This is a genomic window from Ralstonia pickettii, assembly GCF_030582395.1.
Lineage (GTDB): Bacteria > Pseudomonadota > Gammaproteobacteria > Burkholderiales > Burkholderiaceae > Ralstonia > Ralstonia pickettii_D.
In genome coordinates this window covers 1,727,024-1,753,686 of sequence record NZ_CP104381.1, presented here as the reverse complement: position 1 = coordinate 1,753,686, position 26,663 = coordinate 1,727,024, and the positions used below count along the sequence as shown (strand labels likewise).

Sequence of the window (26,663 nt, the reverse complement as noted above, 5' to 3'; positions counted from 1 at the left end):
TGGATCAGGGTGAAGCTTACGCCGCCAGCGCGGCTCCTTCAGCAGCGCGCTCGGCGGCTTCCAGGGTGTTGATCAGCAGCATGGTGATCGTCATCGGGCCGACACCGCCCGGAACAGGCGTGATGTAGCCGGCGACTTCCTTGACGCCGGCAAAGTCGACGTCGCCGCACAGCTTGCCGGCGTCGTCGCGGTTCATGCCCACGTCGATGACGACCGCGCCTGGCTTGACCATGTCGGCGGTGATGATGTTGCGGCGCCCGACGGCGGCCACGATGATGTCGGCCTCACGCGTGTGGGCGGCCAAGTCACGCGTCTTGCTGTTGCAGATCGTGATGGTGGCGCCGGCTTGCAGCAGCAGCATCGCCATCGGCTTGCCCACGATGTTCGACGCGCCGACCACCACAGCATTGGCGCCGCGCACCGGGTAGTTGATCGATTCCAGCATCTTCATGCAGCCGTAAGGCGTGCACGGGCGAAACAGTGGGGCGCCCGTCATCAGTGCGCCGGCATTGGCCACGTGGAAACCGTCCACGTCTTTCTCGGGCGCGATGGCCTCGAGCACCTTGTGGCTGTCGATGTGCCTGGGCAGCGGCAGTTGGACGAGGATGCCGTGGATGCGTGGGTCGCGGTTCAGCGCGTCGATGCGGCCGAGCAGGTCGGCTTCGGACAAGTCAGCCGGGTAGCGGTCGAAGCTGGACAGAAAGCCGTTGTCTTCGCACGCCTTGATCTTGTTGCGCACATACACCTGGCTGGCCGGATCGTCACCGACGAGGATGACGGCGAGGCCGGGCTGGTGCCCGCGCGCGGTCAGGGCCGCTGCGCGTTGTGCGGCCTCGGCGCGGAGTTGTTTGGCAAGCGCGTTGCCGTCAATGAGTTGGGCGGTCATGGCTGGGCGGAGGAGGGAGAGGGCAAACCGCGATTATAAATCGCCGCCTCCCTTCCAGCCGCACCGCTGAGCGCTGGACCGTTCCTGCGGCCGAATCAGGCGTTGCGCGACAGGGCGAGGCGCAGCAAGTCTGCCACCGTATTTACGTTGAGCTTTTCCATGATGTTGGCGCGGTGGGCTTCCACCGTCTTGATGGAAATGCCCAGATCGTCGGCAATCTGCTTGTTCAGACGCCCGGCGACGATGCGCTCCAGCACTTGCTGCTCGCGTGTGGTCAGGCGGCCCAGCAGGTCCTTGGCAGCCTTTTGCTCGCGGGCGACCGAGTCTTCACTGCGGGCCTTGCTCAGCATGCGCTCAACAAGCTCGCGCAGTTCGGATTCGTCGAACGGCTTTTCGATGAAATCGACCGCGCCTTTTTTCATGGTCGACACGGCCAACGGCACGTCGCCGTGGCCCGTGACGAAAACGATCGGCATGCGGCTGTTTTCGGCCACCAGGCGATCCTGCAGCTCGGGGCCGCTCATGCCTTGCATGCGCACGTCGAGGATCAGACAGCCGACGCCTTCGCCACGCTTGTCGTCGACCAGGAATTCTTCGGCGCTGCGGTAGGTGCGGACGGTGTAGCCGTTGCCTTCGAGCAGCCAGGTCAACGAGTCACGCATGGCTTCATCGTCGTCGACGACGAACACGGTTTCGTTGCGCGGCGCAACTGCGGCGGGCGTTGTGCTCATGGAGGAGTCCTCGGTCTACGTTCTATGTTTTAAAAACGGTCTACAGCGGATTCAACGGCAGGATGATTTTAAACGTACAGCCGATGCCATCGGCGTTGTTTTCTACCCAGAGCCTGCCGAGGTGGGATTCTATGATGGAGCGGCAGATGTTCAGCCCCATGCCCATGCCGTCGGATTTGGTACTGAAGAACGGCTCGAATAGCCGCTCCTTGGTGCTGTCGTCCACCCCGGGGCCCTGGTCGATCACCTCGATCAGCACGGAATTTTCCGGATCGTTGATCAGGTTGGCGTGCAGGCGCAGGACGCTGGCAGCGCGCAGGCGCGGGTGGGCGGCCATGGCTTCGGCGGCATTCTTGAGCAAGTTGACGAGCACCTGCTCGATCAGCACCGGATCGACATACAAGGGCGGAAGATCGCCCGGCAAGCGCGTGAGGATGGTGATGCCGCGCCGGGTGGCTTCGAGTTCGGCCAGGCCCACCGCGTCGGCCACGATATCGCGCAGGTCTGACTCCCGCCGCTGCGGCTGGCTGCGCTTCACGAAACCGCGGATGCGCTGGATGATGGTGCCGGCACGCACGGCCTGGGCGGAGGTCTTTTCCAGCACCGGGATCAGCTCTTCCGGCGTGCTGCGCCCGGACTTCAGGCGGCCAACCGCACCCATGCAGTAGTTGTTGATGGCCGCCAGCGGTTGGTTCAGCTCGTGGGCCAGCGACGAGGCCATCTCGCCCATCGTCGTCAGACGGCTGGTGAACTGCAGGCGTTCTTCGTGCTGGCGCGTCATTTCTTCAGCGGCCTTGCGCACGGTGATGTCGGTGGCGATCTGCATCTGCGCGAGGTGGCCGTCGACCCACTGGATGTAGCGGCGGCGCACCTCGAACCATTTCTGCATCGATGGCACGTAGATTTCACGTGCATCTGCGGCGTGCGGCGTCAATTCGGAGGCCGGCAGGCCGGCGTAGGCGTCCACCAGGTCGAGCGCATCGCTGGAAACGTCTTCGGTGTTGACGTCGTTGCCGGAGAGCTGCAGATGGCCGAACGCTTCCCAGCCGAAGAGCTGGCGGTAGTAGCGGTTGGCGAACAGCAGTTCGGCCTTGTCGGTCGAGAGTACCGACACGGCCGCGTCCAGGCTTTCCAGCACCGTGGTGAAGCGGTCGTGCGCAGCGGCGAGGTCTTCGCGGGCGCGCTTCGGTTCGGTGATGTCCGTGATGGAACTCATCCAGCCGGTGTGCCGGCCGCGCGCGTCGATCAGCGGAGAAACGTACATCCGCGCATAGAAGCTCGTGCCGTCGCGGCGCATCATGCGCAATTCCATACCGTTGGCGGGCGCCTTGCCGCGCAGAGTCAGCTCGATGTGCTTCTGCATCTCGCCGATCTCGTTTGGCGGCCAATAGGGGAACGGCGGCATGCGCCCCACCAGCTCGGCTTCGGTCCAGCCGATCATGCGGCAGAACGCGGGGTTCACGTAGGTGATGCGGCCGTTGAGGTCGAGCGAGCGCATGCCGATCACCATGGAGTTTTCCATGGCACGGCGGAATGACGTTTCCGCCAGGAGTGCGCGCTGCGCTTCGGAGCGGCGGCTGGTGTGGCGCCACACGCTCCAAAGGCTCCAGATCACGAAGCAAGAGAGGCCGGCCACCAGCCACATCAGCATGTTGTTGGGCAGGTTGGACGGCGCCGGATACGCCTCCGCCCGCAACGACAGCGAATGCCCCGGGGGATCCAGCAGCACTTCGTAAGACGCGGCGGCCTTGGGCACTGGCCGCAACGACGTGCTGGCCCGGACCACGTTGTTCTTGTCGACCAGCGAGAAGCGGTAGCGGTCGGTCAGCTCGCCGGGCAGCAGCTGCGTGAGGATGCCCGTGACCGAATACATGGCGCCGACCGTGCCGAGGAATTCGTTGTCGCGCACGATCGGAACTTCCATGAGCATGAAGCTCTCGCCGCGCTCGTTCTGAATGGGGCGGGAGTAGACGGCGCGCTGGGTTTCACGCGCGGCATCGTAGGCGGACTGGATTTCAGGTTCGAGCGGATGGTCGCGCGTTTCGCGCACGCGCGCGGTGAATTCGGAAGTCGACGGGAACGCCCAGCGCGGGCGGCGTGTGGCATCCAGCCAATTGATGAAGACCAGTTCAGGGTTCTCACGCAGAAGCTGGCGTGCGGCATCCCGATAGGCGCTCGGGTCGAGTTGCGCAGCACCGATATCGCGCGCCAGGGCGGCCACCTGATCCTGGTTGCTCTGCAGGGACAGGCGAACCTTCTGCTCGGCCCAGGCGGCATCGCGGTAGAGGGCGTCGCGCTGCTGCTGCACCTCCGTGGCGTGCAACTGATACAGGATGAAAATCATCGCGCCGGCAAACAGGACGATCGCCACCAGCGGAATGAACATGAACCAGTTGGTCGTCCACAGGCGGCCCAGGCGCGTCAGCCACAGGCGGCGCGGGACGTTCGGACGCACGGCTTCGTCGGAAGGGAGCTCCGGCGTATTCACGGAAATGGGCGCAGGCGCGGCAGGCGTTGACGGCTCGGATTTGGCGGCCGGTTCCTGCGAAGCGTGGGAGGGGGCAAGCATGATGGGCGGACGAACGCCGGAATTCTGCAGAGGTAAGGGAGTGGACATCTGTGCAACTGCGCAAAACTAAGTGTAACGGCAATCAACTTGCGGGTCGCTTGGGGAAACCGCTTGGTGAGGTGTTCTGGGCGCTCAATTAATGCTGCAGTGCAATGTCAAAAGTGATTTGTTTTGCGTCGCCGCAATATTCCACATTATAAAAAACCATATCGCAATTTGAAAATTCCGCTTGTGCTGCATTTGCGGGTGCCCATAGAATCAGCGCAAAAGTCGGGGTGGTCCTTGCGCGCGTGCAAACGTGCGAGCCGAGGGCGCCTCACAAGAGACGCAACTACCGTTACTGCTACCAAGGAGACCGCCATGTCGGCCGTACCAGAACAAGTCCTGGGTGCCACGAGCGCCAGCGACGCTGATCCCCAGGAAACCAAGGAATGGCTGGAGGCGCTGCAAGGCGTCATCGGCGCGGAGGGCCCGCAGCGTGCGGCATTCCTTCTTGATAAGCAGATCGAGTACGCACGCATCAACGGCGTGACGTCTCCGCTGCACGCAGAAACCCCCTACATCAATACGATCCCGGTCGAGAACCAGGACCGCATTCCTGGCAACCAGGAAATCGAGCACCGCATCCGCTCGTACACGCGCTGGAACGCGATGGCGATGGTGCTGCGCGCGAACAAGGACACCAACGTAGGCGGCCATATCTCGTCGTTCGCCTCGGCGGCCACGCTGTATGACGTCGGCTACAACCACTTCTGGCACGCCCCGTCGGACAAGCACGGCGGCGACATGGTTTTCGTGCAGGGCCACTCGGCGCCGGGCGTGTATTCGCGCGCATTCCTGCTGGGCCGCCTGACCGAGGAGCAACTCGACAACTTCCGCCAGGAAGTGGACGGCAAGGGCATCTCGTCGTACCCGCACCCGTGGCTGATGCCGGATTTCTGGCAGTTCCCGACCGTGTCGATGGGCCTGGGCCCGATCATGGCGATCTACCAGGCGCGCTTCACCAAGTATCTGGCCAGCCGCGGCCTGATCCAGAACTGGGAAAACCGCAAGGTCTGGGCGTTCCTGGGCGACGGCGAAACCGACGAGCCGGAATCGCTGGGCGCGATCGGCATGGCCGGCCGTGAAAAGCTGGACAACCTTGTCTTCGTGATCAACTGCAACCTGCAGCGCCTGGACGGTCCGGTGCGCGGCAACGGCAAGATCATCCAGGAGCTGGAATCGGAATTCCGCGGCGCCGGCTGGAACGTCATCAAGGTCATCTGGGGCAGCCGTTGGGATCAGCTGCTCGCCCGCGATACCAAGGGGCTGCTGATGAGCCGCATGATGGAATGCGTCGACGGCGAGTACCAGACCTTCAAGTCGAAGAGCGGCGCCTATGTGCGCGAGCACTTCTTCAACACCCCGGAACTCAAGGCTATGGTGGCCGATTGGTCCGACGACGACATTTGGGCACTGAACCGCGGCGGCCATGATCCGCACAAGATCTACGCGGCGTTCCAGTCGGCGACCAACCACAAGGGCCAGCCGACCGTCATTCTCGCCAAGACCATCAAGGGCTATGGCATGGGCGAAGCCGGCGAAGCGATGAACATCGCCCACCAGCAGAAGAAGATGCCGGTGGATGCCATCCGCAAGCTGCGTGATCGCTTCAACATTCCGGTTGCCGACGACCAACTCGAGCACGTTCCGTACGTCAAGTTCGAAGAAGGCTCGAAGGAACTGGAATACATGCGCAAGGCGCGCATGGACCTCGGCGGCTACCTGCCGGCCCGTCGCCAGAAGGCCGACGCGCTGCAAATTCCGGCGCTGTCTGCGTTTGACGCGTTGCTCAAGGCCACCGGTGAAGGCCGCGAAGTGTCCACGACGATGGCCTTCGTGCGCATTCTGAACATCCTCCTCAAGGACAAGAACATCGGTAAGCACGTCGTGCCCATCGTGCCGGATGAGTCGCGCACGTTCGGCATGGAAGGCCTGTTCCGCCAGGTTGGTATCTGGAACCAGGAAGGCCAGAAGTACGTGCCGCAGGATCACGACCAGCTGATGTTCTACAAGGAATCGCAGACGGGTCAGGTGCTGCAGGAAGGCATCAACGAAGCTGGCGCCATGTGCGACTGGATCGCGGCCGCAACGTCGTATTCCACGCATGGCGTGGCGATGATCCCGTTCTACATCTACTACTCGATGTTCGGCATCCAGCGTATCGGCGATCTGTGCTGGGCCGCGGGCGACATGCGCTCGCGCGGCTTCCTGCTGGGCGGCACCGCTGGCCGCACCACGCTGAACGGCGAAGGCCTGCAGCACGAAGACGGCCACTCGCACGTGTACCACGCTGCCATCCCGAACTGCATCTCGTATGACCCGACCTTCCAGTACGAACTGGCGGTGGTGGTGCAAGACGGCCTGCGCCGCATGTATGTCGAGCAGGAAGACGTTTATTACTACCTGACGGTGATGAACGAGAACTACGAGCACCCCGAAATGCCGGCGGGTGTCGAGGCCGACATCATCAAGGGGATGTACCAGTTCAAGAAGGGCGTCGAAAACAGCAATGCACCGCGCGTGCAACTGCTGGGTTCGGGCACGATCTTCCGTGAAGTGATTGCCGCTGCCGATCTGCTGAAGAAAGACTGGGGCGTTGAGTCCGACCTGTGGGGCTGCCCGAGCTTTACCGAGCTGGCCCGCGAAGGCAACGCCATCGCACGCTGGAACCTGCTCAACCCGACCGAGCCGCAACGCGAGTCGCACGTCGAGAAGCTGCTCAAGAACGCACGCGGCCCGGTTATCGCATCGACCGACTACGTCCGCACCTTCGCCGAGCAGATCCGCGCCTTCGTGCCGCGTCGCTACGTGGTGCTGGGCACCGACGGCTTCGGCCGTTCGGATACCCGCGAGAAGCTGCGCCACTTCTTCGAGGTGGATCGCTACTGGGTGACGGTCGCGTCGCTCAAGGCGCTCGCCGACGAAGGCGTGCTGCCGCGCGAAAAGGTGGCCGAGGCACTGAAGAAGTACAACCTCGATCCGAACAAGCCCAACCCGATGACCGTATAACGGAGCCGCCGGGCGCGCGGGTTGCGTCCCGGCCGGGCACCGCCCCGACAGACTTCCCGCAACGTGCAATTGCCAGCACGATGCGGTAGCCTGCGGGGCAACGCGTGTCCGCCGCCGGATGCTCTCGCCGCCAGACCTCTGGAGACAGAAGAATGAGTCAAGTCGTAGAAATCAAGGTGCCGGACATCGGCGACTACAAAGACGTCCCGGTGATCGAAGTGCTGGTCAAGGCGGGCGATACCGTCAACGCCGAGGATTCGCTGGTTACGCTGGAATCGGACAAGGCGACCATGGACGTGCCCTCGCCCAAGAGCGGCGTCGTCAAGGAAGTGAAGATCAAAGTGGGTGACACCGTGTCGGAAGGCTCGCTGGTGCTGCTGCTCGAAGAGCAGGGCGCTGCTGCCGCCCCGGCCCCCGCACCTCAAGCTGCGCCCGCACCGGCTCCGGCCGCTGCTGCACCGGCACCCGCACCGGCCGCGCAATCGCCGGCCCCTGCGCCGGCTGCTGCTGGTGGCGGCACGATCGAAGTGAAAGTGCCGGATATTGGCGACTACACCGACGTGCCTGTGATCGAGATCAGCGTGAAGGTGGGCGACAAGGTGGAAGCCGAGCAGTCGCTGATCACGCTCGAGTCCGACAAGGCGACGATGGATGTGCCGTCGCCGGCTGCCGGCACGGTCAAGGACATCCGCGTGAAGGTGGGCGATGCCGTGTCGGAAGGCACGCTGATCGTCGTGCTGGAGGGTGCTGGCGGTGCTGCCGCTGCGCCGGCACCTGCGCAAGCCCCGGTACCGGCACCCACAGCCGCACCGGCTGCCGCTGCACCGAGCCCGGCCCCTGCGGCCGCCCCCGCGGCTGCTCCGGCCGCAGCGCCTGCTACGTACACCGCCGACACCGTCGGTACGGTCGGCAAGGCGGCCCACGCCAGCCCCTCGGTGCGCAAGTACGCGCGTGAGCTGGGCGTCAATGTGAATCTCGTGGGCGGCACGGGCCCGAAGAACCGCATCACGCAGGAAGACGTGCAGCGCTACGTCAAGGGCGTGATGAGCGGCCAAGCCGCGGCGCCGGGCAAGGCTGCCGCCGGTGCACCGGCTGGCGGCGGCGAGCTGAACCTGCTGCCGTGGCCGAAGGTGGACTTCACCAAGTTCGGCCCGGTCGATCCGAAGCCGCTGTCGCGCATCAAGAAGATTTCGGGTGCGAACCTGCACCGCAATTGGGTCATGATCCCGCACGTCACGAACAATGACGAAGCGGACATCACCGAGCTGGAAGCCTTCCGCGTGCAGATGAACAAGGACCACGAAAAGGCCGGCGTGAAATTCACGATGCTGGCGTTCGTGATCAAGGCAGTCGTGGGTGCGCTGAAGAAGTTCCCGACCTTCAACGCGAGCCTGGACGGCGACAACCTGGTCTTCAAGCAGTATTTCCACATCGGCTTTGCGGCTGATACGCCCAACGGGCTGGTGGTGCCGGTGATCCGCGATGCGGACAAGAAGGGGCTGATCGACATCGCCAAGGAAATGGCGGACCTCTCGAAGGCTGCGCGCGAAGGGAAACTCAAGCCGGACCAGATGCAGGGCGGCTGCTTCTCGATCTCGTCGCTGGGCGGTATTGGCGGCACGCATTTCACGCCGATCATCAACGCACCGGAAGTGGCCATCCTCGGCCTGTCGCGCGGTTATCAGAAGCCGGTGTGGGATGGCAAGCAGTTCGTGCCGCGCCTGACGCTGCCGCTGTCGCTGTCGTACGATCACCGCGTGATCGACGGCGCCGAGGCTGCGCGCTTCAACGCGTATCTGGCCAGCGTGCTGGCGGACTTCCGCCGCGTCAGCCTGTAAGCCCACGCGGGCGCGGCACGCATTTGGCTTCGGGCCTGTGCGTGCCGGCCCGGTTGGGTTTGCAGCGGTCGGCGGACTGGTCAGTGGACTGATGGCGAGGACGACATGACGACGTGCGTGGTGGTCAAGAAAGACGGCGAAGTGGCGATTGCGGCCGATTCGCTGGTGACGTTCGGCGATACGCGCCTGGCGCGCGGTTACGAGCAGAACCAGAAGATCTTCCAGGTGGGCGATTCGCTGATCGCGCTGGCGGGCACGACGGCCCACTTTCCGGTCATGCGGAGCCTGCTGGCGGGGCTGGCCGATGAATGCCGCCTCGGCACGCGCGATGACGTCTTCCGGACCTTTCTGAAGGTGCACGAAAAGCTCAAAGACGAGTATTTCGTCAACACCAAGGAAGACGACGATGACCCTTACGAGTCGTCGCAGATCACCTGCCTGATCGCCAACGCCACCGGCATCTACGGCGTCTATTCGTATCGCGAGGTGTTTTCGTTCGATCGCTTCTGGGGCATCGGCTCCGGGCGCAATTTTGCGCTGGGGGCCATGTCGGCGGTGTACGACATGCCGGGCAAGTCGGCGGCGGACGTTGCCCAGGTGGGCGTATCCGCAGGCGTGGAGTTCGACAAGAGTTCGGGCGGCCCGATCGAAGTGCACACAGTCCGTCTGCAGGATTGAAAAGCGTCAGCGGGCCCGGGCGATGCCGGGTGCCGACGACAAGAACAAGGAGTCAGGAATGAGCGTGGTGGAAATCAAGGTGCCGGACATCGGCGACTACAAGGACGTGGACGTCATTGAAGTGATGGTGAAGGCGGGCGATGCCGTCACCGTCGATCAGGCGCTGATCACGCTGGAAACCGACAAGGCCACCATGGACGTGCCGTCGGATGTGGCTGGCAAGATCGTCGAAGTCAAGATCAAGGTGGGTGATAAGGTCAGCCAAGGCACGGTGATTGCCACGGCGGAAGCGGGCGCGGCGGCGGCTCCGGCGCCTGCGCAAGCACCGGCTCCGGCCGCAACGCCCGCTGCTGCGCCGGCCGCATCGGCCCCCGCACCGCAAGCGAGCAAGCATGCCGGCGGCGCTGATATCGAATGCGAGATGCTCGTCCTTGGCTCGGGCCCCGGCGGTTATTCGGCCGCCTTCCGCAGCGCGGATCTCGGCATGAGCACTGTGCTGGTGGAGCGCTTCTCCACGCTGGGCGGCGTTTGCCTGAACGTGGGCTGTATCCCGTCAAAGGCGCTGCTGCACACCGCGGCTGTCATGGAGGAAGTCAAGGCCATGGCCGCACACGGCATTGTCTACAGCGAACCCACGGTTGATATCAACCAGCTGCGCAAGCACAAGGAGTCCGTGATCGGCAAGCTGACCGGCGGGCTGGCCGGCATGGCCAAGGCACGCAAGGTGCAGGTCGTGCGTGGCGTCGGTGCGTTCCTGGACCCGAACCACCTCGAAGTGCAGCTGACGGACGGCGACGGCAAGGCAACGACGGGCGAGAAGAAAGTCATCCGTTTTGCCAAGGCGATCATCGCTGCAGGCAGCGAAGCCGTGAAGCTGCCGTTCATTCCGGAAGATCCGCGCATCGTCGATTCGACCGGCGCGCTGGAACTGCGCGAAGTGCCGGCCAAGATGCTGGTCATCGGCGGCGGCATCATCGGGCTGGAAATGGCCACGGTGTATAGCACGCTCGGCGCCCGGATCGACGTGGTGGAAATGCTCGACGGCCTGATGCAGGGCGCTGACCGCGACCTCGTCAAGGTGTGGGACAAGATGAACAAGGGCCGCTTCGACAAGGTCATGCTCAAGACCAAGACGGTCGGGGTGGAAGCCAAGCCGGACGGTATCTACGTCAAGTTCGAGGGCGAAGCCGCACCAGCGGAGCCGCAACGCTATGACATGGTGCTGGTGGCAGTGGGCCGCGCGCCGAATGGCAAGCGCATCGGCGCAGAAAAGGCCGGCGTGGCCGTGACGGACCGTGGCTTCATCGACGTGGACAAGCAGCAGCGCACGAATGTGCCGCACATTTTCGCGATCGGCGACATCGTCGGGCAGCCGATGCTGGCACACAAGGCCGTGCACGAAGGCCATGTGGCGGCGGAAGCCGCGCACGGCGAGAAGGCATACTTCGACGCCAAGCAGATTCCGTCGGTCGCCTATACCGATCCAGAAGTGGCTTGGGCAGGGCTGACCGAAGAGCAATGCAAGGCGCAGGGCATCAAGTACGGCAAGGGCGTGTTCCCTTGGGCGGCTTCGGGCCGGGCCATTGCCAACGGCCGGGATGAGGGTTTCACCAAGCTGATCTTCGACGAGGAAACCCACCGCATCATCGGGGGCGGCATTGTTGGCACGCACGCGGGTGACCTCATCGGCGAGGTTTGCCTGGCCATCGAGATGGGCGCGGACGCCGTGGATATCGGCAAGACCATCCACCCGCACCCGACGCTGGGTGAGTCGGTGGGCATGGCTGCTGAAATCTACGAAGGCGTTTGCACGGACGTGCCGCCCGCTCGCAAGCGTTGAACTGCAATTAACTGCCAGATTGCGGGGGGCACTTCAAAATTTGGCTGGCAAAAAAAGGGCCGCACGGTTGAGCGGCCCTTTTCTTTGGAGTGGCGCGCGGGGAGTCAGTGCCGAGGCTGGGCTCGGCGCCGATACCGGCGAAGCAGGCGCACCGCCGCGGTCAGCCGGCGCCACATCTGTTGTATCAGTCCGTGTCTCCGCATGCGCCAGATGGCGATTCGAACCCGAACGGCTTGCCAGGTCGGCGTTGCTTGCAGGGCGGCAATCATGCGCTGCTTCCATGCCAGGAAGGCCAACTCCAAGCGGGCGTACCAGGCGATTGTGTGCAGCTGAGGGCGCACAGCGGAATAAATGCGCACGCCGAGGCCGGTACTGACAATTTTCGCTGCAACGAGAACGAACGTCCCTGCGATGACATGGCCTCGCGCCAGCACGTAGACGGCGGCGAGCTTGAAGGGCAGCAAGGCCAACATCGGCAGGGCGAAAGCGCAGAGCGCCTCGATGGGTTCCAACTGGGCCAACTTCCGCTCCGCTGCGCCGACCCACGGGTGCGCTGCCAAACGGGCGGTTGCCCGCTGCATGGCCTTCCAGATCCACTCTTCTAACAGCAGGATAAGCGCCGCCCCGACGATCAGACTGCGCTTGGCCAGAGATTCGCGAGACATTGGGATGGAAAAAAGAAACGGTGGGCCGCAATACAGAATGGAGCGCCGCCCGCTTGCAAAGTTCGCAATTTGAAGGCGCGGCACGTTTCGGGCGCACACAAAAAAACCCGGCCGAAGCCGGGCTAAAGGTACCCACTGATCACCACTGAGGACAGGTTTCGGTAGCGGGACCGAGGAGACAATCTGACGGACACGGTGGAATGGACCGCGGGGCGTGCGTTTCGGTTCCGCGCAAATGCGCGCAAACGACCTGTTTGGAGGAGTGGCTCGACGGCCAAAACAAAACGGGCCTCCCGAAAGAGGCCCGCTTCAACAACCAGAAAACTGAAGCAGCTTAGCGCTTAGGCAGCGGTCGTCGTCGACTTCTTGCCGGTGGCAGCGCGCGCTTGAGCCGAAGCCTGAGCGGTTGCCTTGCTGGCGGCATTGGCAGCAGCGTGGAAGTTGCTTTCAGCCAGTTCCACAGCTTGCTTGGTGGCCTTCTGCACCGAATCGTAGGCGTTGTTGGCGGCCGACAGAGCCGATTTCACCAGGGCAACTGCCGATTCCGAACCAGCCGGAGCGTTCTTCGACACGTTGTCGACCAGCGCTTGCAGCTTGCGGCTGTTTTCAGCGATTTGCACTTCAGCAGCCTTGCTGAATTCGGTTTGCGTGTCCGAAGCGATTTCGTACAGGTGGCGGCTGTAAGCGAGAACCTTTTCAGCCAGCGGCTGCACAGCGGCGGTTTGCACCGACAGCAGCTCTTGTGCGTCCTTGGCGGTCAGCGCTTTCTTGGCGTGTTCGACGTTCTCGGCCAGGGTCGCCTTGACGACTTGCAGGTTCAGTTCGACCAGCTTTTCGACGCCTTCAAAAGCCTTGTTGGTCAGACCGAAGAACGTTTCCAGGTTGGCCTTGTGCGCCGCAGCGATCTGTTCCTGAGTCAGCATGTTGTCTCTCCAAATACAAAGGTGGGTCGGGGAATCAAAATGAAAATTTAGATCGCCCAGATGTACAAAGCATGACGGTCAGCGTCGGGCCTTCCAGGCGACATCGCGATGAATTCGGGATGGTGCATCGCAACAATTTCATTGTTGTTGAATGGCAAATCAGTGTCAAGCGTTCTTTGTGCATCGCACAAAAATCAGAATTCCCTGATTTTTCGTGCACAGGAATTGCGTGATCAACCGTTTGGCGTAATTTTTTGTGGCAGAAAAATGCGCGCTCTTGGTGCGCGAGGGGTGCCGTCGACCACTTTCGGCCGTAATTCCGTCTCAAAAAAACACACGAGTGCAGCCTAGGTTAGGATGCGCCCGGGTGCCATTTTCGTTGCGTTGCGATTTGTTATTCACATGCGGGCGTTTTACACCGACCATTTTGTCTTGCCATTGCCGCCGGGGCATCGTTTCCCAATGCGCAAGTACAGCGACCTGCGGGCGCGGGTCCTGGCAGACGTCCCGGGGCTGTCAATGCACGAGGCGCCGCGGGCAGATGATGACGCGTTGCTGCTGGCGCACACGACTGAATATGTTGATGCGGTCACCGCCGGTCGGCTTGATCCGGCGCGCCAGCGCGAAATCGGCTTTCCTTGGTCACCGGAAATGGTGGAGCGCAGCCGTCGTTCGGCCGGCGCCACGATGGCCGCATGTGATGCAGCGCTGGCCGATGGCATTGCCGTCAATCTTGCGGGCGGCACGCACCATGCCTATGCAGATAAGGGCGGCGGTTTTTGTGTATTCAACGACGCAGCCATCGCTTCCCGCTGGATCCAGCGGCAAGCCGGCAGGACGCCGGGGGATTTTCCGGTCGCAATCGTCGATCTAGACGTACATCAGGGCAATGGCACGGCGTCCATCCTGCGCGATGACGCCACGGTTTTCACCTTGTCGCTGCACGGCGAAAAAAACTATCCGTTCCGCAAGGAGGCGTCAGACCTGGATGTCGGTCTGCATGATGGCTGCGGCGACGAAGACTATTTGCAAGCGCTGACCGGCGCACTCGACATCCTGGCCGGGCGCTTCAAGCCGCAGTTGATCATCTATCTGGCAGGTGCGGATCCGCACGAGGGCGATCGGCTCGGCCGGCTCAAACTGACGCTGCAGGGCTTGGCCCGGCGCGATCAGGAAGTCTTCGATTTCGCGTATCAACGGCGCATACCGGTTGCCGTTACCATGGCGGGCGGCTACGGCAACAATATCGACGATACCGTGGCCGTCCACGCGCAGACCATCGCCCTGGCTGCCCGCCACGCACAGCGCTGGGCGGCACGCGACGAGGGCGCTGGCGCATCGACCTCTCTTCCGCTTTCCGCATGACCCAAGTGTCTTCCGTCGCGCCCGGCTCCGCGCGCGACTCCCTGTTTGTCGTTGCCATGCCGTGGCTGTTCGTGCTGATCTGGAGCACGGGCTTTATCGTGGCCAAGTACGGAATGCCGTACGCGGAGCCGATCACGTTCCTGTTCTTGCGGTTCGTGGGCGTGCTGGTGTGCCTGCTGCCCCTGGTCTGGGTTGCGCGCGTACCGTTGCCGCGCCGCGCCGGCACGGGCGACACCGACTGGGCGGCCGTCGGCCACATCGCGGTGGCCGGTTTGTTGATGCAATGGGGCTATCTGGCGGGCGTCTGGGCAGCGGTCAAGCTCGGCATGCCGGCTGGGATGACCGCGCTGATCGTCGGCATGCAGCCGATTCTGACTGCGCTGTATGTATCAATGCGCGGCGAGCGTGTGTCGAATCGCCAATGGTTGGGGTTGCTTTGCGGCATCGCCGGCGTGGGGCTGGTGGTGGCGAACAAGCTGCACCTGGCAGGCGTCGGCGTGACGACGCTTGCGCTGTGCGTGGGTGCGTTGCTGTCGATCACCGTCGGCACGCTATATCAAAAACGCCATTGCCCGGTGTTCGACCTGCGGATGGGTGCGTGTATCCAGTTCGGGGCGTCGGCGCTACTGTGTCTCCCGTTCATGTTCCTGTTTGAAACGCGCGAGGTGCATTGGACGCTGCCGATGATCGGCTCGCTGGTGTGGTCGGTGCTGGCACTGTCGATCGGCGCGATCTCGCTGCTGTTTGTGCTGATCCGCAAGGGCGCGGCCACCAAGGTGACGTCGCTTCTGTATCTCACGCCGCCCACGACCGCCGTGATGGCCTGGGCGCTGTTCGGTGAACGCTTTCCACCGCTGGCAGCGCTCGGCATGGTCATCGCCGCGTGCGGTGTGGCGCTCGTCATCCGCAAGTGACCGGGTTGGAGCGGCTGGCGTATCCTGATCACTTTCCACTGCGACCCGCTTGCCGCCTATGAGCACGCCCCGTCAGACGCGCGACGACTACCGCCACTTCCACACCATCACCACGCGCTGGATGGACAACGACGTCTACGGCCACGTCAACAACGTCGTCTATTACAGCTACTTCGACACCGTGGTGAACGCCTATTTGATCGAGCAGGGCGTGCTGAACCCCGAGCACAGCGACACCATCGGCCTCGTCATCGAGACGCAATGCAACTATTTCGCGCCATTGTCGTTTCCGGACCCCGTGGTGGCAGGACTGCGTGTTGCGCGCCTGGGCAACACAAGCGTGCGTTATGAGGTGGGTCTGTTCCGCGGCGACACGGAAGAAGCGGCCGCGCAGGGCCATTTCGTGCACGTCTACGTCGACCGCGAAACGCGCCGGCCGGTGCCGCTGCCCGATGCGTTGCGCGCCGTGCTGGAGCCGCTGGCGTCCAATATCACCGTTTGAATTTGTACGCATTGCCATGACCGACCGACGCCCCACCTCCGCAGAAGTCGAGCTCGTCGATCAGGCAATCACTTCGCGCCGTTCCGTACGCGCGTTCCTGCCGACGCCGGTCGCTCGTGAAGACATCGAAGCGATTCTGGATGTCGCACGCCGTGCGCCGTCAGGCAGCAACACGCAGCCGTGGAAAGTCTATGTGCTGACGGGTGAATCGAAAGCACGCTTGTCCGAATCGGTGTTGGCGGCGTACGACCACCCGGAGGCGGACACGGTGCATCGCGAGGAGTATCCGTACTACCCCCGCACATGGATCGATCCGTACCAGAGCCGCCGCCGCAAGGTCGGCTGGGATCTTTACGGCCTGCTGGGCATCGGCCGCACCGACAAGGAGCGCATGCACGCACAGCATGCGCGCAACTTCCGATTCTTCGATGCGCCGGTCGGCATCATCTTCACAATCGACCGCGTGATGGAGCAGGGCAGCTGGCTTGATTACGGCATGTTTTTGGAAGCGGTGATGGTGGCAGCGCGTGCTCGCGGCATCGATACGTGTCCACAGGCCGCTTTCACGCAGTTCCATCGGATCATCGCCGAGCATCTGCGGCTGACCGATGACGAAATGCTCGTCTGCGGCATGTCGATGGGTTATGCGAATCGTGCTGCCATCGAAAATACGCTCGTCACCGAGCGCGCACCTGTCTCCGAGTTCACTCGCTTCCTGGATTGATGTCGTCATCGTGCCGGAGCCCGCGCGCTACGGCGCACATATTCGTGCAAAGCGAGAAATGGCGGCGAAAAGTCATCGAATTATGTCAACAGATACTGCGCATCCGTCGTTAGACTTCCATCTGTGACTCGGCGTATGACGCGCACGTGTTGTTAGGAACTGTTGGCTTCGGTTGTAAACCGTGATTGTCGGCAAGCGCCACGGAACTCACGGGAACTTCCGGAATCCGTTGATGATTCCTCCCTGAGCGTTATGTGCGCTTTGCGCAACTTTCTTCGCCATTGCAGTTCTGCGTGAGCAGACAATTGCGTCGAATTGATGACCGAATGATAAGGCTCCACAGGTCAAACTTTAAGGCCGTGAGCTAAGTCCTTCATCTTGCTAAGAATTTTGTTTTTGCCTACACTTGCGCCATCTCACGCGCGGGTGATCGAACCATGTCACGGTCTGTTTCCTCATTTTTTCGACGTCTCGGCTTTGTTTCGCTGATGACGGTCGCGCTCGCTGCTGCCTCAGTCGCTACAGTGGCCAACGCTGCCACGGCCGATAAAAAACCCGCCGCCAGCAAGAAAGCCAAATCCAAAGGCAAGACCGTTGCTAATCGCAAGGCCAGCGCCAATGTCGCGGCTGCGAATGGTGATGAAGTCGTCTCCAGCAAAGTCCGCAAGGTCGTCACAGTGAAGGGCAAGCGCCGCGTGATCATGGTTGAGCGCGGTGCTCGTCCGGTGCGCGCCGCGTTTGTGCCGGCATCGCCGACGCTGGGTGAAGCGATGGGCCTGCGTGCGACGCCCGATGCGTTGGCGCTGCGTTCCTCCGTCGCCCTGGTAATGGACCAGAACAACGGCGAAGTGCTGTTCCAGAAGAATTCGTCGGCCGTGCTGCCGATCGCCTCGATCACCAAGCTGATGACTGCACTGGTCGTGACCGATGCCCATCAGCCGATGGACGAGCTGCTTGAAATTACCGATGAAGATCGCGACTACGAGCGCAACACGGGCTCGCGCCTGCGTTTCGGCACGATGCTTACCCGCGAAGACCTGCTGCTGCTGGCGCTGATGTCGTCGGAAAACCGTGCGGCTTCTGCACTCGGCCGCAACTATCCGGGCGGTCGTCCGGCATTCGTTGCCGCCATGAACCGCAAGGCACGCGAGCTGGGCATGAACGATACGCACTATGTCGATTCGAACGGCCTGTCGAGCAGCAATGTGTCGAGCGCGCAGGATCTTGCCAAGATCGTGATGGCGGCCTACAAGGTACCGCTCATTCGGCAATTCACGACCACTCCTGAACATACGGTCAGCGCCAACGGGCGCACGCTCCACTACGTCAACACCAACCGTCTGGTGCGCGGCGGAGAGTGGGATATCGGCCTTCAAAAGACCGGCTTCATCAACGAGGCAGGCCGCTGCCTGGTGATGCAGGCCAACGTGCATGGCCGCAACGTCGTGATGGTGTTCCTGGATTCGGCCGGCAACCTCACGCGTTTTGCAGACGCCACGCGCGTACGCAATTGGCTGGAGCGCAATCCGCACATCGAGCCGGCCACGCAGGCGGCAGCGCCGTTGCGGAATGTGCCGGTGTCCACGCAGCCGGCAACCGTGCTGGCGTCGGACCAGCACGGCGCTTGAGCCGGGGCATCGCCCAACAAAAAAGCGCGTCATCGAACGCGCTTTTTTGTTGGTCAACGCCAGCGGCTTACTCTGCGCGCACCGTATCGTCGTCGTGCGTGTAGCCCATCCCTTTGGAGATTTGCAGCGCAGTGTCTTTGAGGTTGTCGAGCCAGCTGTCCTGCAACCGGTCTGCCGGTGCCGATAGCGACAAGCCCGCGACCAGACGCCGCGAATCATCATAGATGCCGGCAGCGATACAGCGCACGCCGAGTTCCAGTTCTTCGTTGTCACGCGCGTAGCCGTTGGTGCGCACCCAGTTGAGTTCGCGTTCAAGCTTGGGCAAATCCGTGATGGAGGTGCGGGTGTGGCCAGACAAGCCCGTGCGAGTCGCATAGGCGCGCACACGGCCCAGTTCGTCAGCAGCCAGGAACAGCTTGCCAACCGAAGTCAGATGCAGCGGCGCGCGGCCACCAATGGCGCGCACGACTTGCATACCGGAGCGCTCGGAATAGGCGCGCTCGATGTAGACGATCTCGTCGCCCTGACGCACCGAGAGGTTGACGGTCTGGCCCGTCAGGCGGTGCAGGGCGCGCATCGGCGCCAGCGCCGCTTCTCGTACCGACAGGCGCGCCTTGACGAGGTTGCCCAGTTCCAGCAAACGCATGCCGAGACGGTAGCTGCCCGGGTCGGAGCGATCGACGAAGCGGCAAGCCACCATGTCGTTCAGGATGCGATGCGCGGTGGACGGGTGCAGGCCGGTGCTGGCCGACAGCGCCTTCAGGCTGACCGGATCGGCGTGATCGGCAAGCGCGTCTAGCAGCATCATCATGCGTTCGATGACCTGGATAGACGTCTTGCCGGGGTCCTTGTCTGCTTCTGCCATGGGTGCAGTGGGTTGCGGATGCGATGCAAAATTCTATCCCACGATGTGAAAATGCGCACCCTCCCGAAGCATGATTCCGGGTATTTTCGAGGGCTTTCTCGGTCGGCCAGCGACTGTGCTTGGCGCCACCTCGTGAAGCGCACTCACCACCGGCATGAAGAAGTTCTGTGCCCGTAGACCCGTGCCACGCGCGGTGTCAGGCGCATAATGGCGGCTCCCGCAGAACACACGAGACTCCCATGCGCGTAGGTTTGTTCGTCACTTGCCTCATTGATCTGATGCGGCCCGAGATCGGGTTTTCGGTGCTCAAGCTGCTGGAAAAGGCCGGTTACGACGTCGTGGTGCCCCCCGCGCAGACCTGCTGCGGGCAGCCCGCCTACAACTCTGGGGATCGCCCCCTGGCCCGTGACTTGGCCGAGAAAACGCTCAAGGAATTCGAGCAGTTCGACTACGTTGTCATTCCGTCCGGGTCGTGCGGCGGCATGATCCGCAAGGGCTACGCCGATTTGTTTCGCGATGATCCGGAGCTGGCGGGTCGATATGAGCGCCTTGCGCCGCGTGTGTACGAACTGACCGATTTTCTCGTCAACGTGGCACGCATCGAAGCGCTCGACTCGGAGTTTCACGGCCACGTGACGTACCACGATTCGTGCTCTGGTCTGCGCGAGCTTGGCGTGAAAGCGCAGCCGCGCGAGTTGCTCCGCAAACTTCCGGGCGTGCAACTGACCGAGATGCCTGCATGCGAGGCTTGCTGCGGTTTCGGCGGCACGTTCTCGATCAAGTACGGCGATATCTCCACCGCGATTGCGGATGAGAAATGCGCCAACATCAAGGCCAGCGGCGCCGATGCGGTGGTGCTCGGCGACGTGGGCTGCATGCTCAACATCGAAGGCCGGCTGCGCCGTACGGGTGACACGCACACGCGCGTGCTGCACATCGCGCAAGTCCTCGCCGGCGACGCGTAAATCGCAACGCCACGAACACGACGGAGACGCAATCGCATGCAAGTCCGCAGCATGGAATTCAAGGCGCGCGCGGGGCAGAAGCTCGCCGACAAGCGCCTGCAGCAGAACCTCACGAAGCTTTCGACAAAGTTTGTCACCGCACGCGCGGCGGCCATCCAGGACATCGATTTTCCGGCCACGCGTGAAGCGCTGAAGGAGCGCCGCAACCGCGCGCTGGAAAACCTCGACATGTGGCTTGCCACGTTCGAGGCGGAAGCGACGCGCCGTGGTGCCAAGGTGCTGTTTGCCGAAACCACGGCCGATGCCGCGCGCCTGGTCGCCGAGATCGCCCGCAAGCACGACGTCAAGAAGGTCATCAAGAGCAAGTCGATGGTGACCGAAGAAATGCGCCTCAATCAGGTGCTCGGCGAGATGGGGGTGCAGAGCATCGAGACCGATCTGGGCGAGTACATCCTGCAGATCAACGACAGCGAGCCGCCGTCGCACATCATTGCGCCGGTGGTGCACAAGGATAAGGAGGAGATCGCCGATCTCTTCGCAAAGACGCACAACAAGCCGCGGCTGTCCGATATTCCGGAGATGACGCGCGAGGCGCGGGAAGTGCTGCGGCCGGAGTTCCTGTCCGCCGACATGGGGGTCACGGGCGGCAACTTCATCATTGCCGAGACGGGCTCCGTGGCGATCGTCACCAATGAGGGCAACGAGGGCATGTGCACGATCATGCCGCGCGTGCACGTTGCCGTGACGGGCATCGAGAAGGTGCTGCCGACGCTGGAGGATCTGGCGACCGTCATGCGCTTGCTGCCGCGCTCCGCCACGGGGCAGGCGATCTCGAATTATTTCTCGCTCCTCACAGGCCCGCGCGCGCCCGGCGAGAAGGACGGCCCGGAGCATATGTACTTCGTCATCGTCGACGGCGGCCGCAGCGGCCTGATCGGCGGCGAATTCCAGGAGATGCTTCGCTGCATTCGATGCGGCGCCTGCATGAACCATTGCCCGGTCTATCAGAAGATCGGCGGCCACGCGTACGGCTGGGTGTATCCGGGCCCGATGGGCAGCGTGCTGACGCCGAGCTACGTTGGGCTGTCGAACGCGCTGGACCTGCCGCAAGCGGCGACGCTGTGCGGTGAATGCAATCGCGTGTGTCCTGCGTCGATCCCGTTGTCGGACCTGCTGCGTACGCTGCGCGAAAAACAGATGGAGCGCGAACTTCGCCCGCAGGCGGAACGCTTTGGCTTGCGCGTGTGGGGCTTCATGGCAAAGCGACCGGCGTTGTACTCCGCCAGCACCTGGATGGCAGCGCGCATGCTGCGCTGGATGGGCGGTGACAAGAAGCTGATCCACTCGCTGCCGGTCGGCAAGGGGTGGACCGACACACGCGACATGCCGGCCCCCGCAGGCAAAACATTCCGTGAGCTGTACCGTGAAAAGAAGGCCCGAGCATGACCTCCGCTGATTCTCTCCAAACGCTGCGCGACGCGCTCGATCGACACGCAAAGTCGGCCGATTTGCCGCACCTGCTCAAGCAGTGGCGCGACGATGCCGTTCTCGCGCCGTTGGCGGTCTTGCCTCCGGCGTACGATCAGGTGCGGCGTTCTTTGCTGCAGCGGCTGGATATGGCGGTGTCGTTTGGCGAGGAAAGCTGCTCTTTCTCGCCGTCGTCGTTGCTGGCCGAAATGCGGTTGTGGACGGACAAGGCCGAGGCCAAGTTCGCCCGCATGTAATTGGGAGGCGGCATGGAACGCGGGATGCGTGCTAGTGTCTGAGAGCCTATTCCCGAGTCATCCAATGCCATGAACCAGACCGCCCGCGAAATCATGCTGTACGACGCCCAGAAGAAGAGTTCTGGCGTGGCTTATCTGTGGTGGTTTTTGCTGGGCTTCCTTGGGGCGCATCGCTTCTACCTGAAGCGGCCAGGCAGCGGCATCGCGCAGGCCATCGCCAACATTGGCGGCACATGGCTCGCATTTCGTGACATGGGCAACACTGCAGGTTGGGTGCTAGCGGTTATCGGCGGACTGTGGGTGCTGGTGGACGTGTTCCTGATTCCCGGAATGGTCCGGGCCAATAACACGGCGCTAGCCGAGCAGCTTTCGACCACGCCCTGAAAGGAATCGACCTCATGAACAAAACCACTTGGTGGAAGCGCGCCGCACTCTGGACGGCTGGTTTGGTTTGCGCCGCCGGCGCGTTGGCAGGCTGCACGACTTCGCGCGATCAATACCGCGAGAGTTCCAACATCAGTGCTTACGGCGTCGTCGATGTCGGGGTCGAGCGCACGTCGCGCTGATCATTCCGTGGACAGCGGCACCACGTCTTCAAATCGCCGCCACTCGCCGTTGACGAGCAGTTCCAGCGGCTGGAAGTGCGCCTTATAGGCCATCTTTCGGCTCTGTTCGATCCAGTAGCCGAGATAGACGTAGGGAAGATCCAGCGCCTGCGCCTGGGCGATCTGCCAAAGAACGTTGTACGTCCCGTAACTCGCCTTTTGCTCGATCGGATCGTAGAACGTGTAGACGGACGACAGCCCGTCTTCGAGCACGTCGATCATGCTGACCATGCGCAGCTTGCCCGCCGATGGCGATTCGGGCGGCTCGCGAAACTCCACCAAACGCGAATTTACGCGGCTCTGCAGCAGGAACTGCTCGTATTGATCGCGGCTGTCGTGATCCATGCCGCCGCCCGCATGGCGGACCGACTGATACAGCAGGTAGAGCTGATAGTGCTCTTCGACATAGGTAAGCGGTGCAACCAGAGCCTCAAGGGCTTGATGCCGCTCGGCGGCGCGGCGCTGTGCCCGCGACGGCGCGTATTGATCGACGACGACGCGGCATGGCGTGCATGCATGGCAGTCGTCGCAATGAGGGCGGTAGGTGAAGATGCCGCTGCGCCGGAAGCCGGCGCGCACAAGCTTCGAATAGACATCGGCATTGATCAGATGCGCCGGCGTAGCGACCTGCGAGCGCGCCAAGCGGCCATCCAGATAGCTGCACGCGTAGGGCGCGGTTGCATAGAACTGCAATGCTGAGAGGGGAAGTTCCTTAAGCTTGCTCATTGCGCACGGTCCACCGGCGGAGCACCGATTTGTCGAAGTGCCAAGGCACGATGGCCGGCGCGTTGGCCGCTTCCCGCACATGTGCAAGAAACGCCGCGCGCGGCACTGGGGCGCCGCCCAGCGACGCAAGATGCTCGGTCTCCTGCTGGCAGTCTATCATCGCGACGCCCTGACCGCCGAGGAAGGCGCAGAGCGCCGCCAGCGCGATTTTGGAAGCGTCGGTGCGATGCGCAAACATCGACTCGCCATAGAACATGCGGCCGAGCGCCACGCCGTACAAGCCGCCCACGCGTTGCCCCGCGTACCAGGTCTCAACGCTGTGTGCATAGCCGCGGCGGTGCAGGGATGTGTACGCCTGAATAACGTCTTCGGTGATCCACGTGCCGTGCTGGCCGGGGCGGGCTGTGGTGGCACACGCCACCATCGTTTCTCGGAATCCGTGGTCGATGCGGATTTCCCAGGCGGGGTCGTCAAGCACGCGGCGCAGCGTTTTGCGAAATGTCGTCGATACGCGAAAGTCTTCGGGGCGAAGCACCATGCGCGGGTCGGTGCTCCACCACAGCACCGGCTGGCCCTGGGCGTACCACGGGAAAATACCTTGCCGATACGCAATCAGCAGCCGTTGCGGCGATAGCTCGGCGCTTGCGGCCAGCAGCCCAGGCGCTTCAGACTCCGGCCCCAGCGCACGATCGACCGGCGGGAAGGGATCATGCGGATCCAGCCAGGCGATCATGATGCAGACAACGTGGGGTGGGCGTTACGGCGTCGTGGCCGGCGTGTCTATCGCGGCGGAGCGCATCGGCTTGTAGATGTCGAGCGTATGGAGGCGAAAGCTGCCGTCGGCAAGCTTGCCAGCCGCGCGGTCTGCGAAGAAACAGCGCAGCGTGTGGATCACAGTCGGGAAGGCGAGATCATCCCAAGGTATGTCGGCCTCATTGAAGAGTGCGACTTCCAGGCTTTCTTCGCCCGGCGCGAAATCCAGATCGTTCAACTTGGCCAGATAGAACAGATGCACCTGATGCACGTGCGGCACGTTGAGCACCGAATACAGTTCGCCGATTTCAACATTGGCGCCGGCTTCTTCCACGGTTTCCCGGTTGGCGGCCTGGGCGGTCGTCTCCCCGATTTCCATGAAGCCGGCGGGCAGGGTCCAGAAGCCGTAGCGCGGCTCAATCGCGCGCTTGCAGAGGAGGACCTGGTCGTTCCAAACGGGCACGGTGCCGACCACGTTGCGCGGATTCACATAGTGAATCGTATTGCAGTGGTCGCAAACGTCGCGCAGTCGGTTGTCGCCGGCAGGAATGCGCGAGACGACTGACTGGCCGCAGTTGGAACAGAATTTCATGGGGAATCGTCGCGGGTGGAATGCCTCAGTGTATCACCGCGGCGATACGGTCCCGCGTGGCTCCGGCGGGGCACACGTATCGACTGAGTTGCACGCAAAGCGACGGGTGGAAACGTAGAAAAGCAAAAAGCCCGCTGTGTGCGGGCTTCATGATTCGGCTCAGGTCTTGGAGCGAGCCGTTCTACTTTGGCTGGTTGCGGGGGCAGGATTTGAACCTGCGACCTTCGGGTTATGAGCCCGACGAGCTGCCAGACTGCTCCACCCCGCGTCCGTAGAAACGCATTCGACTTTCTGGCTGGTTGCGGGGGCAGGATTTGAACCTGCGACCTTCGGGTTATGAGCCCGACGAGCTGCCAGACTGCTCCACCCCGCGTCCGTCGAATAAAAGAGTATAGCGAGACTTGTGCGGCGACGCAACACCTTTCTCGAGTGGCATGCATGTTGACGGTGCGTGCTGTCCCTCTAGCGAGCTCGCGAATCCCCGCGCAGACTCATGATTGGACACGTCGTGCGCCGCTACGTTCGAAAGCGGCTCACACGATGCATCGCTGCGTGCCGTTTACAATGCCGCCTTTCGCGTTCTACTCTTGATTCCGATCGTGCTCAACGCCCTGTACCCGCTTGCCCGCCCGCTGCTGTTTTCGATGGACCCAGAAGACGCACATCACTTCACGCTGAATCAGCTCAAGCGAGCCCACGCGATGGGGCTTTCGGGCTGTATCGGTGGGCGGGTAGCAGCGCAACCGCGCACGGTGATGGGCGTGAAGTTTCCCAATCCGGTTGGGCTGGCTGCCGGCTTGGACAAGGACGGTGCGTATATCGATGCCCTCGGCGCCCTCGGCTTCGGCTTCATTGAGGTCGGCACGGTCACACCGCGTGCGCAGCCGGGCAATCCGCGCCCGCGCATGTTCCGCTTGCCGGCGGCCAATGCGCTGATCAACCGCATGGGTTTCAACAACGGCGGTGTCGATGCGTTCATCAACAATGTGAAGGCATCGAAGTGGAGGGAGGGGGGCGGCGTGCTGGGACTTAACATCGGCAAGAACGCCGACACGCCCATCGAGCGTGCTGTCGACGATTACCTGCATTGCCTGGAGCGCGTGTATCCGCATGCAAGCTATGTGACGGTCAACATTTCGTCGCCGAACACGAAGAACCTGCGTCAACTGCAAGGCGCGAGCGAACTGGACAGTCTGCTTGGGACGCTACGCGGGGCACAGCAGCGCCTGGCAGATCAACACAAGCGCTACGTGCCGGTGGCACTCAAGATCGCGCCAGACCTGGACGATGACCAGATTGCCAACGTTGCCGACGCGCTCCTGCGCCATAAGATGGACGGCGTGATTGCGACCAACACGACGATCAGCCGTGAGGCGGTCGTCGGTCTGGCGCATGCGGAAGAGGCGGGTGGCTTGTCGGGCCAGCCGGTGCGGGAGGGCTCGACGCGGGTGATTCGCGCCTTGCATGGTTTGCTGGGCGATGCGGTGCCCATCATTGGCGTGGGCGGCATCCTGGCCGGCGGGCACGCGCGCGAGAAGATCGACGCGGGCGCGCAACTGGTACAGCTTTATACGGGATTGATCTATCGCGGCCCGGCCCTGATTGCCGAATGCGCGCGCGCGTTGGCGCGTTAGAACAAGTGCGGCAGGTGCGCCGCGCCTAGCGGCGGAGCAGGAAGATGACGAACGCGCTGGCGGCCACCACTGCGGCTGCCAGGTCATATGGGCCCGCGTAATCGGCCCAAACCGCCGGGTCGAGGTTTTGCAGGAAGGCCGATTGCGCCCACGGCAGGATCATGCGCGGGATCGCAAACAACAGGGCGGCCACGACCAGCAACACGATCAGTGCGGTCAGCGAGGGCTTGGAGCGGCCCAAGATGCGGAGGGATGAATGGGGCAAAGCTGTCCCCGGTTGGAAGCGTCGAGCAGCTGGGTACGAGTCGCTCAACAAAGTTTGCAATCAAGGTTTGCCCGGCATTTTCCTACAAAGTTCTGTCGGCCGCTGTCCTACTTTCGGCTATGTGCAGCAGAGCATGCATTGCCTGTGGCATGTGCGCCGACTGAGGCGATCGGGAGCCGAAAATATGGCTTCTGCGCCATTTTTTATGCCTTGGCAAGCT

25 protein-coding genes and 2 tRNA genes are annotated in these 26,663 nt (G+C 62.7%); 15 read left to right on the top strand and 12 right to left on the bottom strand.

Translation table 11 applies throughout. The features are described 5' to 3' along the window. Positions 1 to 16 precede the first annotated feature (16 nt). The 3 genes from folD to N5B55_RS08365 form a co-directional block, all read right to left on the bottom strand. On the bottom strand, positions 17 to 886 hold the full coding sequence (gene folD / locus N5B55_RS08375; protein ID WP_304537888.1) for a bifunctional methylenetetrahydrofolate dehydrogenase/methenyltetrahydrofolate cyclohydrolase FolD: 870 nt from the start codon (positions 884 to 886) through the stop codon (positions 17 to 19). A gap of 95 nt (positions 887 to 981) precedes the next feature. Continuing rightward, a complete protein-coding gene (locus N5B55_RS08370) occupies positions 982 to 1,617 on the bottom strand; it encodes a response regulator transcription factor (protein ID WP_065856415.1) in 636 nt (211 codons plus the stop codon). Positions 1,618 to 1,657: 40 nt separating this feature from the next. Next, a complete protein-coding gene (locus N5B55_RS08365) occupies positions 1,658 to 4,186 on the bottom strand; it encodes a PAS domain S-box protein (protein WP_065856413.1) in 2,529 nt (842 codons plus the stop codon). Between the two features lie 360 nt (positions 4,187 to 4,546). On the opposite strand from N5B55_RS08365, the gene aceE reads away from it, so the two are divergent. The 4 genes from aceE to lpdA all read left to right on the top strand — a co-directional run bounded on the left by aceE (position 4,547) and on the right by lpdA (position 11,593). Next, positions 4,547 to 7,237: a pyruvate dehydrogenase (acetyl-transferring), homodimeric type gene (gene aceE, locus N5B55_RS08360; RefSeq protein WP_012762105.1), complete on the top strand. Its 2,691-nt coding sequence runs from the start codon at positions 4,547 to 4,549 to the stop codon at positions 7,235 to 7,237. Between the two features lie 152 nt (positions 7,238 to 7,389). Then, positions 7,390 to 9,075 (top strand): dihydrolipoyllysine-residue acetyltransferase, encoded by a 1,686-nt coding sequence (aceF, locus tag N5B55_RS08355; protein ID WP_304537887.1) that lies wholly within the window; start codon positions 7,390 to 7,392, stop codon positions 9,073 to 9,075. 105 nt (positions 9,076 to 9,180) lie between these two features. Continuing rightward, on the top strand, positions 9,181 to 9,753 hold the full coding sequence (locus tag N5B55_RS08350) for an MFS transporter (RefSeq protein WP_027681272.1): 573 nt from the start codon (positions 9,181 to 9,183) through the stop codon (positions 9,751 to 9,753). A 58-nt stretch (positions 9,754 to 9,811) separates the two neighbouring features. Further along, the gene (gene lpdA, locus N5B55_RS08345; RefSeq protein WP_304539741.1) at positions 9,812 to 11,593 is read left to right on the top strand and encodes a dihydrolipoyl dehydrogenase; all 1,782 of its coding nucleotides are present in this window, start codon (positions 9,812 to 9,814) and stop codon (positions 11,591 to 11,593) included. A 104-nt stretch (positions 11,594 to 11,697) separates the two neighbouring features. Here lpdA and N5B55_RS08340 read toward each other — a convergent pair whose 3' ends face one another. Both N5B55_RS08340 and N5B55_RS08335 read right to left on the bottom strand, forming a co-directional pair. Beyond that, positions 11,698 to 12,258 (bottom strand): hypothetical protein, encoded by a 561-nt coding sequence (locus N5B55_RS08340; protein ID WP_065856407.1) that lies wholly within the window; start codon positions 12,256 to 12,258, stop codon positions 11,698 to 11,700. Between the two features lie 341 nt (positions 12,259 to 12,599). After that, on the bottom strand, positions 12,600 to 13,181 hold the full coding sequence (locus N5B55_RS08335; RefSeq protein WP_004635938.1) for a phasin family protein: 582 nt from the start codon (positions 13,179 to 13,181) through the stop codon (positions 12,600 to 12,602). A gap of 357 nt (positions 13,182 to 13,538) precedes the next feature. Between N5B55_RS08335 and N5B55_RS08330 the strand changes: the two genes are divergently transcribed. The 5 genes from N5B55_RS08330 (at position 13,539) to pbpG (ending at position 18,314) form a co-directional block, all read left to right on the top strand. Further along, positions 13,539 to 14,546 (top strand): histone deacetylase family protein, encoded by a 1,008-nt coding sequence (locus tag N5B55_RS08330; protein WP_304539740.1) that lies wholly within the window; start codon positions 13,539 to 13,541, stop codon positions 14,544 to 14,546. Further along, a complete protein-coding gene (locus tag N5B55_RS08325) occupies positions 14,543 to 15,460 on the top strand; it encodes a DMT family transporter (RefSeq protein ID WP_178960196.1) in 918 nt (305 codons plus the stop codon). Before N5B55_RS08330 ends, N5B55_RS08325 begins: the two co-directional genes overlap by 4 nt. Positions 15,461 to 15,518: 58 nt before the next feature. Further along, a complete protein-coding gene (locus N5B55_RS08320) occupies positions 15,519 to 15,962 on the top strand; it encodes an acyl-CoA thioesterase (protein ID WP_304539739.1) in 444 nt (147 codons plus the stop codon). A gap of 16 nt (positions 15,963 to 15,978) precedes the next feature. Beyond that, complete coding sequence (locus N5B55_RS08315) at positions 15,979 to 16,686, top strand: nitroreductase (RefSeq protein ID WP_304539738.1); 708 nt, start codon at positions 15,979 to 15,981, stop codon at positions 16,684 to 16,686. A gap of 437 nt (positions 16,687 to 17,123) precedes the next feature. Next, complete coding sequence (pbpG, locus tag N5B55_RS08310; protein ID WP_154206900.1) at positions 17,124 to 18,314, top strand: D-alanyl-D-alanine endopeptidase; 1,191 nt, start codon at positions 17,124 to 17,126, stop codon at positions 18,312 to 18,314. 67 nt (positions 18,315 to 18,381) lie between these two features. Here pbpG and N5B55_RS08305 read toward each other — a convergent pair whose 3' ends face one another. Next, complete coding sequence (locus N5B55_RS08305) at positions 18,382 to 19,179, bottom strand: IclR family transcriptional regulator (protein ID WP_065856395.1); 798 nt, start codon at positions 19,177 to 19,179, stop codon at positions 18,382 to 18,384. Between the two features lie 239 nt (positions 19,180 to 19,418). Here N5B55_RS08305 and N5B55_RS08300 point away from each other — a divergent pair, with 239 nt between their 5' ends. The 5 genes from N5B55_RS08300 (at position 19,419) to N5B55_RS08280 (ending at position 22,434) form a co-directional block, all read left to right on the top strand. Next, positions 19,419 to 20,144, top strand: a complete 726-nt coding sequence (locus N5B55_RS08300; protein ID WP_154206899.1) for a (Fe-S)-binding protein — start codon at positions 19,419 to 19,421, stop codon at positions 20,142 to 20,144. Positions 20,145 to 20,180: 36 nt separating this feature from the next. After that, positions 20,181 to 21,590 (top strand): LutB/LldF family L-lactate oxidation iron-sulfur protein, encoded by a 1,410-nt coding sequence (locus tag N5B55_RS08295; RefSeq protein WP_304539737.1) that lies wholly within the window; start codon positions 20,181 to 20,183, stop codon positions 21,588 to 21,590. Next, positions 21,587 to 21,868 carry a hypothetical protein gene (locus N5B55_RS08290; RefSeq protein WP_304539736.1) on the top strand — a complete coding sequence of 94 codons (282 nt, stop codon included), beginning with the start codon at positions 21,587 to 21,589 and terminating at the stop codon, positions 21,866 to 21,868. The genes N5B55_RS08295 and N5B55_RS08290 overlap by 4 nt, the downstream gene beginning before the upstream one ends. Positions 21,869 to 21,937: 69 nt before the next feature. After that, a complete protein-coding gene (locus N5B55_RS08285) occupies positions 21,938 to 22,252 on the top strand; it encodes a TM2 domain-containing protein (protein WP_009240776.1) in 315 nt (104 codons plus the stop codon). 14 nt (positions 22,253 to 22,266) lie between these two features. After that, positions 22,267 to 22,434, top strand: coding sequence for a hypothetical protein (locus N5B55_RS08280; protein ID WP_173004184.1), 168 nt, complete (start codon positions 22,267 to 22,269; stop codon positions 22,432 to 22,434). Here the strand turns inward: N5B55_RS08280 and N5B55_RS08275 are convergent, their stop codons facing one another. The 5 genes from N5B55_RS08275 to N5B55_RS08255 all read right to left on the bottom strand — a co-directional run bounded on the left by N5B55_RS08275 (position 22,435) and on the right by N5B55_RS08255 (position 24,917). Then, positions 22,435 to 23,199 carry an arginyltransferase gene (locus N5B55_RS08275; protein ID WP_304539735.1) on the bottom strand — a complete coding sequence of 255 codons (765 nt, stop codon included), beginning with the start codon at positions 23,197 to 23,199 and terminating at the stop codon, positions 22,435 to 22,437. It abuts the gene before it with no gap. Next, positions 23,186 to 23,932 (bottom strand): leucyl/phenylalanyl-tRNA--protein transferase, encoded by a 747-nt coding sequence (gene aat / locus N5B55_RS08270; RefSeq protein WP_304539734.1) that lies wholly within the window; start codon positions 23,930 to 23,932, stop codon positions 23,186 to 23,188. The genes N5B55_RS08275 and aat overlap by 14 nt, the downstream gene beginning before the upstream one ends. A gap of 24 nt (positions 23,933 to 23,956) precedes the next feature. Then, on the bottom strand, positions 23,957 to 24,544 hold the full coding sequence (locus tag N5B55_RS08265; RefSeq protein WP_009240772.1) for an NUDIX hydrolase: 588 nt from the start codon (positions 24,542 to 24,544) through the stop codon (positions 23,957 to 23,959). 191 nt (positions 24,545 to 24,735) lie between these two features. Next, positions 24,736 to 24,812 (bottom strand) — tRNA-Met (locus N5B55_RS08260). A gap of 28 nt (positions 24,813 to 24,840) precedes the next feature. Beyond that, positions 24,841 to 24,917 (bottom strand) — tRNA-Met (locus N5B55_RS08255). Between the two features lie 226 nt (positions 24,918 to 25,143). On the opposite strand from N5B55_RS08255, the gene N5B55_RS08250 reads away from it, so the two are divergent. Continuing rightward, positions 25,144 to 26,178: a quinone-dependent dihydroorotate dehydrogenase gene (locus N5B55_RS08250; RefSeq protein ID WP_178960192.1), complete on the top strand. Its 1,035-nt coding sequence runs from the start codon at positions 25,144 to 25,146 to the stop codon at positions 26,176 to 26,178. A gap of 25 nt (positions 26,179 to 26,203) precedes the next feature. Here N5B55_RS08250 and N5B55_RS08245 read toward each other — a convergent pair whose 3' ends face one another. Then, positions 26,204 to 26,443, bottom strand: a complete 240-nt coding sequence (locus N5B55_RS08245) for a hypothetical protein (protein ID WP_009240770.1) — start codon at positions 26,441 to 26,443, stop codon at positions 26,204 to 26,206. Positions 26,444 to 26,663: the final 220 nt, after the last annotated feature.

Bases quoted from the DNA above. Each gene is read 5' to 3' on its own strand.
- folD (WP_304537888.1), bottom strand. From the start codon at position 886: ATGACCGCCCAACTCATTGACGGCAACGCGCTTGCCAAACAACTCCGC.
- aceE (WP_012762105.1), top strand. From the start codon at position 4,547: ATGTCGGCCGTACCAGAACAAGTCCTGGGTGCCACGAGCGCCAGCGAC.
- N5B55_RS08335 (WP_004635938.1), bottom strand. From the start codon at position 13,181: ATGCTGACTCAGGAACAGATCGCTGCGGCGCACAAGGCCAACCTGGAA.
- N5B55_RS08290 (WP_304539736.1), top strand. From the start codon at position 21,587: ATGACCTCCGCTGATTCTCTCCAAACGCTGCGCGACGCGCTCGATCGA.
- N5B55_RS08365 (WP_065856413.1), bottom strand. From the start codon at position 4,186: ATGCTTGCCCCCTCCCACGCTTCGCAGGAACCGGCCGCCAAATCCGAG.
- N5B55_RS08330 (WP_304539740.1), top strand. From the start codon at position 13,539: ATGCGCCCGGGTGCCATTTTCGTTGCGTTGCGATTTGTTATTCACATG.
- N5B55_RS08265 (WP_009240772.1), bottom strand. From the start codon at position 24,544: ATGAAATTCTGTTCCAACTGCGGCCAGTCAGTCGTCTCGCGCATTCCT.
- N5B55_RS08295 (WP_304539737.1), top strand. From the start codon at position 20,181: ATGCAAGTCCGCAGCATGGAATTCAAGGCGCGCGCGGGGCAGAAGCTC.
- N5B55_RS08275 (WP_304539735.1), bottom strand. From the start codon at position 23,199: ATGAGCAAGCTTAAGGAACTTCCCCTCTCAGCATTGCAGTTCTATGCA.
- pbpG (WP_154206900.1), top strand. From the start codon at position 17,124: ATGTCACGGTCTGTTTCCTCATTTTTTCGACGTCTCGGCTTTGTTTCG.
- N5B55_RS08280 (WP_173004184.1), top strand. From the start codon at position 22,267: ATGAACAAAACCACTTGGTGGAAGCGCGCCGCACTCTGGACGGCTGGT.
- N5B55_RS08315 (WP_304539738.1), top strand. From the start codon at position 15,979: ATGACCGACCGACGCCCCACCTCCGCAGAAGTCGAGCTCGTCGATCAG.
- N5B55_RS08285 (WP_009240776.1), top strand. From the start codon at position 21,938: ATGAACCAGACCGCCCGCGAAATCATGCTGTACGACGCCCAGAAGAAG.
- lpdA (WP_304539741.1), top strand. From the start codon at position 9,812: ATGAGCGTGGTGGAAATCAAGGTGCCGGACATCGGCGACTACAAGGAC.
- N5B55_RS08350 (WP_027681272.1), top strand. From the start codon at position 9,181: ATGACGACGTGCGTGGTGGTCAAGAAAGACGGCGAAGTGGCGATTGCG.
- N5B55_RS08325 (WP_178960196.1), top strand. From the start codon at position 14,543: ATGACCCAAGTGTCTTCCGTCGCGCCCGGCTCCGCGCGCGACTCCCTG.
- N5B55_RS08320 (WP_304539739.1), top strand. From the start codon at position 15,519: ATGAGCACGCCCCGTCAGACGCGCGACGACTACCGCCACTTCCACACC.
- aat (WP_304539734.1), bottom strand. From the start codon at position 23,932: ATGATCGCCTGGCTGGATCCGCATGATCCCTTCCCGCCGGTCGATCGT.
- N5B55_RS08370 (WP_065856415.1), bottom strand. From the start codon at position 1,617: ATGAGCACAACGCCCGCCGCAGTTGCGCCGCGCAACGAAACCGTGTTC.
- N5B55_RS08305 (WP_065856395.1), bottom strand. From the start codon at position 19,179: ATGGCAGAAGCAGACAAGGACCCCGGCAAGACGTCTATCCAGGTCATC.
- N5B55_RS08300 (WP_154206899.1), top strand. From the start codon at position 19,419: ATGCGCGTAGGTTTGTTCGTCACTTGCCTCATTGATCTGATGCGGCCC.
- N5B55_RS08340 (WP_065856407.1), bottom strand. From the start codon at position 12,258: ATGTCTCGCGAATCTCTGGCCAAGCGCAGTCTGATCGTCGGGGCGGCG.
- aceF (WP_304537887.1), top strand. From the start codon at position 7,390: ATGAGTCAAGTCGTAGAAATCAAGGTGCCGGACATCGGCGACTACAAA.